3 protein-coding genes and 1 pseudogene are annotated in these 5,490 nt (G+C 64.7%); all 4 read left to right on the plus strand.

All coding sequences use genetic code 11. The features are described 5' to 3' along the window. Nucleotides 1-750: pseudogene (locus Q0L57_RS04940) on the plus strand (threonine synthase); the annotation flags it as partial. Between the two features lie 14 nt (nt 751-764). Next, nucleotides 765-2,057: a pitrilysin family protein gene (locus tag Q0L57_RS04945; RefSeq protein ID WP_296738901.1), complete on the plus strand. Its 1,293-nt coding sequence runs from the start codon at nt 765-767 to the stop codon at nt 2,055-2,057. A 15-nt stretch (nt 2,058-2,072) separates the two neighbouring features. Beyond that, the gene (locus Q0L57_RS04950; protein ID WP_296738905.1) at nt 2,073-2,669 is read left to right on the plus strand and encodes a GNAT family protein; all 597 of its coding nucleotides are present in this window, start codon (nt 2,073-2,075) and stop codon (nt 2,667-2,669) included. A gap of 2 nt (nt 2,670-2,671) precedes the next feature. Continuing rightward, nucleotides 2,672-5,490 (plus strand): EAL domain-containing protein (locus tag Q0L57_RS04955; RefSeq protein WP_296738907.1); only part of this gene is annotated, 2,819 nt, incomplete at its 3' end.

Genomic DNA, 5,490 nt, shown 5'->3' on the forward strand with positions numbered 1-5,490 from the left:
TCGGGCGTCAATTCGATCAACTGGGCCCGCATCATGGCCCAGATCGTCTATTACTTCTCCTCGGCGCTGTCGCTCGGCGCGCCCGACCGGCCGGTATCCTTCACCGTGCCGACCGGCAATTTCGGCGATATCTTCGCGGGCTATGCGGCCAAGCGCATGGGCCTGCCGATCGAGCGGCTGATCATCGCCACCAACGACAACGACATCCTGGCGCGCACGCTTGCGAGCGGCGAATACCGGACCAAGGGCGTGTTCGCGACGACCTCGCCATCCATGGACATCCAGGTGTCGTCCAATTTCGAACGCCTGCTGTTCGAGGCGGCGGGCCGCGACGCTGCGACGGTCCGACGCTACATGAACGGGCTGAAGCAATCCGGCGCGTTCACCATCGAGGCTGCGGAAATGGCGCGCATCCGCGCCGAATTCGACGCAGGCCGCGCGACCGTCGACGAAGTCGCCGCGACCATCCGTGCGACGCTTGAGAAGAGCTGCTACCTGCTCGACCCGCACACGGCCGCCGCCGTGCATGTGGCGGCCGCGCATGCCTCCGGCGCCGTGCCCATGGTGGTGCTCGGCACCGCGCATCCGGCCAAGTTCCCCGCGGCGGTCGAGGCCGCGAGCGGCGTCACCCCGGCGCTGCCGGCGTGGCTGGACGGCTTGATGACAGCCGACGAAAAATACACGATACTTCCATCCGACTTGAAAATGGTGGAAGATTACGTGAGCCGCCACACGCGGGCGGCGCGTTAGGGAGTACTTGCCATATGGGTGTTGAGGTAAGCCGTCTGTCGAACGGCCTGACAGTCGCCACCGAAACCCTTCCAAGCATCGAATCCGTTGCCCTAGGCGCCTGGGTGAAGTCAGGCGCCCGCAATGAACGCGACGAAGAGCATGGCATGGCCCACCTGCTCGAGCACATGGCGTTCAAAGGGACGAAGCGGCGCAGCGCCTTCGAGATTGCCTCGGAAATCGAGAATGTCGGCGGCGAGATCAACGCCGCCACCAGCGTGGAGACGACATCCTATTACGCCAGGGTGCTTTCGGCCGACGTGCCGCTGGCGGTCGATATCCTGGCAGACATCCTGCAGGAGTCGGAGTTCGATCCGGACGAGCTGGAACGCGAGCAGCATGTGATCCTGCAGGAGATCGGCGCCGCGCACGACACGCCGGATGACATCGTCTTCGACCGTTTCACCGAAACGGCTTTCCGCCATCAGACCATCGGCCGCTCGATCCTCGGTACGCCGGAAACGGTCAAGTCATTCACCTCGAAACAGCTGCACGACTTCATCGAACGGCAATATGGCGCCGAGCGCATGGTGATCGTCGCCGCGGGCGACATCAAGCACGACAATTTCGTGCGCGAGGTCGAAAAGCAGCTCGGCGGGTTCCGCGCCAAGGCCGAGAGCAACATCCCGCAATATGCGCAATATGTCGGCGGCGACTTCCGTGAGAACCGCGACCTCATGGACGCGCAGATCGTGCTCGGCTTCGAGGGGCGCGCCTACCATGTGCGCGACTTCTACGCCTCGCAGGTGTTGTCGATGATCCTCGGCGGCGGCATGTCGTCACGGCTGTTCCAGGAAGTGCGCGAGAAGCGCGGCCTCTGCTATTCGGTCTATGCCTTCCACTGGGGTTTCTCGGACACCGGCATATTCGGCGTCCATGCCGCCACCGGGCAGAGCGACATCGCGGAGCTGGTGCCGGTGATCATCGACGAATTGCAGAAGGCCGGCGAAAGCATCCTGCAGGAAGAGCTCGACCGGGCACGCGCGCAGTATCGCGCCGGCCTCATCATGTCGGCGGAAAGCCCGGCCAGCCGCGCCTCGCAGATCGCCAGGCAGTTGCTTCTGTTCGGGCGGCCGATTGCCAAGGAGGAATTGATGGAGCGGCTGGCGGCGCTGACCGTCGACCGGCTGACCGACCTCTCGTCGCGGCTGTTCTCGACCAAGCCGACGCTGACGGCGGTCGGCCCCGTGGGCACGCTGGCGCCCTACGAGGCGATCCTCGAATCGCTTGCAGGCCCGCAGACGACGGCCCGCAGGCTCGCCGTCTGATCCAGACCACGCGCCGTGTTCGCGCTCCCTTTCTTTCGCCGCGATCTGCCGGCGCTGAAGGGTGAAAAGGTCACGCTGCGCGTCCCGCTGACCAATGACTACCGCGAATGGTCGACGGTTCGCGGCGAAAGCCGCGCGTTCCTGGAGCCCTGGGAGCCGCGCTGGCAGCCCGACGAACTCGACCGCGCCGCCTGGCGGCTGCGCATAAGCCGCTACCGCGAGGACTACGCGCAAGGCACGGCCATCGCTTTCTTCATCTTCGAGAAATCGAGCGGCAGGCTCGCCGGTGGAATCACGCTCGGCAACATCCGCTATGGCGTCGCGCAAAGCGGCCACATCGGCTACTGGATCGGCGAGCGTTTCGGCGGGCGCGGACTGATGACGGAAGCGGTCAAGCTGGTATCGCGCTTTGCCTTCGATACGCTGAGGTTGCACCGGATCGAAGCTGCCTGTATTCCCGAAAACGCCCGGTCGATCCGCGTGCTTGAAAAAGCCGGATTCCGGCGCGAAGGACTTCTGCGATCCTATCTCAGGATCAATGGCATCTGGCAGGATCACTACCTCTACGCCCGGATCGCGGACGATCCGCCGGGCGATGGAACGAAGGGCTGATTGTGACGAATTTTTCGCGAATCGCGTCGCTGTTCGCCCTTATCCTGACGGCCGCCGTCACGCTTTCGGCGGTGGCGCCCGCGCTTGCCGTCGAGCCGATCAAGATCGCGCGCGACGACAAGGCGCTCGACCTTTCCCGCGCCGTGGAAATCTACCGGAACCAGGGCGAGCATTTCCAGGTTTCGACCGCACCTGGTCCGGATGGCATCGTGCGGCGCATCGAGGTCGAGGCCAATGACGCGCGCTCGACCGGCGACTGGGCGGTGTTCGCGCTCGCCAACTCGACCGACCAGCAGCTCGACCGGCTGATCGTGGCGCCGCATTTCCGCCTGGTGAATTCCGGCATCTTCTGGCCGGACCTCGGCTCTACCCGCATCGCGGCGATCACGCCCAGCGAAGGCTTTGCGCTCGACCGCCAGACCAGTCCCGACGCCGACGTCTTCCGAGTGACGCTGAACCCTGGAACGGTGGTGACGTTCATCGCCGAGCTTGCCTCGCCGAAGCTGCCGCAGGTCTATCTGTGGGAGCCGGAATCCTACAAGGACTCGGTAAATTCCTACACGCTGTTTCGCGGCATCGTCATCGGCATCGCGGGCCTGCTGGCGCTGTTCCTGACGATCCTGTTCGTCGTCAAGGGAACCTCGATGTTCCCTGCCACCGCCGCCCTTGCCTGGGCGGTGCTCGCCTATATCTGCGTCGATTTCGGTTTCCTCAACAAGATCATCGAGATATCGCCCGTCAACGAGCAGATGTGGCGGGCCGGCTCAGAAGTGGCCCTGGCCGCCACCTTCGTCGTCTTCCTCTTCGCCTATCTCAACCTCAACCGATGGCATGGCCATTTCAGCTATGGCGCGCTGGTCTGGATCCTCGGACTGCTGCTGATCGCCGGCGTCGCCATTGTCGATCCGGCAGTCGCCGCGGGCATCGCGCGCATCTCCTTTGCCGCCACCGCGCTAACCGGGCTCGGCCTCATCGTCTTCCTCGGCATTCGTGGTTACGACCGCGCGATCATGCTGGTGCCCAGCTGGGTGATGGTGCTGCTTTGGCTATGCGGCTCCTGGATGGCGATCACCGGCATGCTGGACAACGACATCGCCCAGCCGGCGCTTGGCGGCGGCCTGATCCTGATCATCCTGCTGATCGGCTTCACCGTCATGCAGCACGCCTTCGCGGGCGGCGCGCTGCACCAGGGCCTGTTCTCGGACCTCGAACGGCAGGCGCTGGCCGTGGCCGGGTCGGGCGACACCGTGTGGGACTGGGACGTCCTGCGCGACCGCGTGGTGACCAAGCCCGACGTCAGCCTGCAGCTCGGCCTTGCCCCCAACAGCCTTGGCGGGGCAGCCCGCAACTGGCTGCCGGTGCTGCATGCCGACGATCGCGACACGTTCCGCACCACGCTCGACGTGGTGCTCGAACACCGACGCGGCCGCGTCGCGCAAAACTTCCGCCTGCGCGGCGCCGACGGGCATTATCACTGGTTTGCGCTGCGTGCCCGGCCAGTCATCGGGTCGGACGGCGAGGTGATCCGCTGTGTCGGCACCATGGTCGACGTGACCGAGCAGAAGAAGTCGGAAGAACGGCTGCTGCACGATGCCGTGCATGACAACCTAACCGGCCTGCCGAATCGCGAGCTGTTCATGAACCGGCTCGAGGCGATCATCTCGATCGCCCGCACCGAGGACAAGGTGCGCCCGACCGTCTTCGTCATCGACATCGACCGTTTCAAGCAGGTCAATGACGGCCTCGGCATCTCAGCCGGCGACACCATTCTGCTGACCATCGCGCGCCGGCTGCACCGGCTCCTGAAGCCCAAGGATTCGCTGTCGCGTTTCGCCGGCGACCAGTTCGCGCTGATGCTGCTGTCGGAACAGGATCCGGCCCGTATCGCCGCCGTGGCCGACGCCATCAAGCACGCCATCAACAATCCCATCACCTTCGCCAAGCGCGAGATCGTGCTCACCGCTTCGATCGGCCTGATCACCTGGACGACGGCGCAAACCTCGGCCGAAGACATGGTCAAGGACGCCGAGCTCGCCATGCACCAGGCAAAGCGCTTCGGCGGCGACAGGATCGAGCCTTTCCGCCCGGCATTCCGCACCGTCGGCACCGACCGGCTGCAATTCGAATCCGACCTTCGCCGCGCCATCGAACGGCGCGAGTTCACGCTCGCCTATCAGCCGATCGTGCGCCTGGAGGACGGCTCCGTCGCAGGTTTCGAGGCGCTGCTCAGATGGGACCATCCGCGACGCGGCATGATCCCGCCGGCGGACTTCATCCCGGTAGCGGAAAATTGCGGGCTGATCGTGCAGCTCGGCCTGTTCGCCATGCAGCAGGCGGCGGAAGACCTGGCGACCTGGCAGAAGCAGATCGGCGACGCACCGCTCTCCGTTTCGGTGAACCTCTCCAGCCGCCAGCTGATCCGCCGCGACCTGGTCAGCGACGTCCGCTCGGTGATCGCGCGCGCCAATCTGAAGCCGCGCTGCTTCCGGCTGGAACTCACCGAATCGCTGGTGATGGACAATCCCGAGCAAACGTCCCATGTGCTGACCAAGCTCAAGCAGCTCGGCATCGGGCTGTCGCTGGACGATTTCGGCACGGGTTACTCGTCGCTCTCCTATCTGACCCGCTTCCCCTTCGACACGATCAAGATCGATAAGAGCTTCATCGACGACGCGACTCCGAAGCGGGCGGTGCTGCTCAAGTCCATGGTCAACATGGCGCATGAGCTCGGCCTGTCGGTGGTTGCCGAGGGTATCTCGGACGAAAGCGACGCGCTGGAGCTGCGCCAGATGGGCTGCGAATATGTCCAGAGCTTCATGTT

This window comes from Mesorhizobium sp. (assembly GCF_024509055.1).
Classification (GTDB): domain Bacteria; phylum Pseudomonadota; class Alphaproteobacteria; order Rhizobiales; family Rhizobiaceae; genus Mesorhizobium.